This window comes from Acidithiobacillus albertensis (assembly GCF_001931655.1).
Taxonomy (GTDB): domain Bacteria; phylum Pseudomonadota; class Gammaproteobacteria; order Acidithiobacillales; family Acidithiobacillaceae; genus Acidithiobacillus; species Acidithiobacillus thiooxidans.
On the sequence record NZ_MOAD01000103.1, the window covers coordinates 1 to 717 of the forward strand.

General features: G+C 44.1%; 1 protein-coding gene. It reads left to right on the forward strand.

Annotated elements, in window-relative coordinates:
• Window positions 1-244, forward strand: a 244-nt coding sequence (locus BLW97_RS19875; protein WP_207650659.1) for a hypothetical protein, incomplete at its 5' end; no start/stop codon positions are given.
• Between the last annotated feature and the right edge of the window lie 473 nt (window positions 245-717).

Below are 717 nucleotides of genomic sequence, written 5' to 3' on the forward strand. Positions count from 1 at the left end.
TGTCCAGATGATACAGACGGCGCACTTTGGCTATGGTTTCCATGCAAATCACTCCAGTTTCCTCCCGGCAAATCCGGCAGGATATCAGGTGGTCAATTTACACGCTGTTTTCCACCCAATTCTGGCAACTTTTGCACGCTGTTTAACAGTAAGGCTTGATCAGCTCAAATATACATTAATATATATTATTCAACATGATCGAATGATTTTACACAGACACTACAGCACCATTATTACTATTTAGCGTCACATAGTGTCCATTTTTTTCTTCGTTTAATGAGAAAATATAAATATTGATATTTTGAGTATTAGCCGCGCTTTGTTGTGATTTTAAAGGAATACCAACGCCAAACCAAAAAACTCATACAAAGCCCATGATCAAAACTTCAGGCAAGTTATGGTAGTGATCGTTTGCTGCTTAAGTATCTGTTGGCGCAAATGACCTTTTGCACCCAAGCTCGACAGTTCATACTCACCATGGACATGCAATTCCTTTTCCATTCCCATTCATAACAGGGCCAAAGTGCTGAGCATAATTCCATGAATATGATCCAAAAGCTGATTCGCCCCGGAATTCCGGCAGCGATTTTCTCCGCCCTGCTTTTTGGTGCCAGCACTCCTCTGGCCAAAATTCTCCTGGCGTCGGTCAGCCCCTGGATGCTGGCGGCTCTGCTTTATCTGGGTTCCGGCCTGGGGCTCAGCGTGTATCGACTGCTG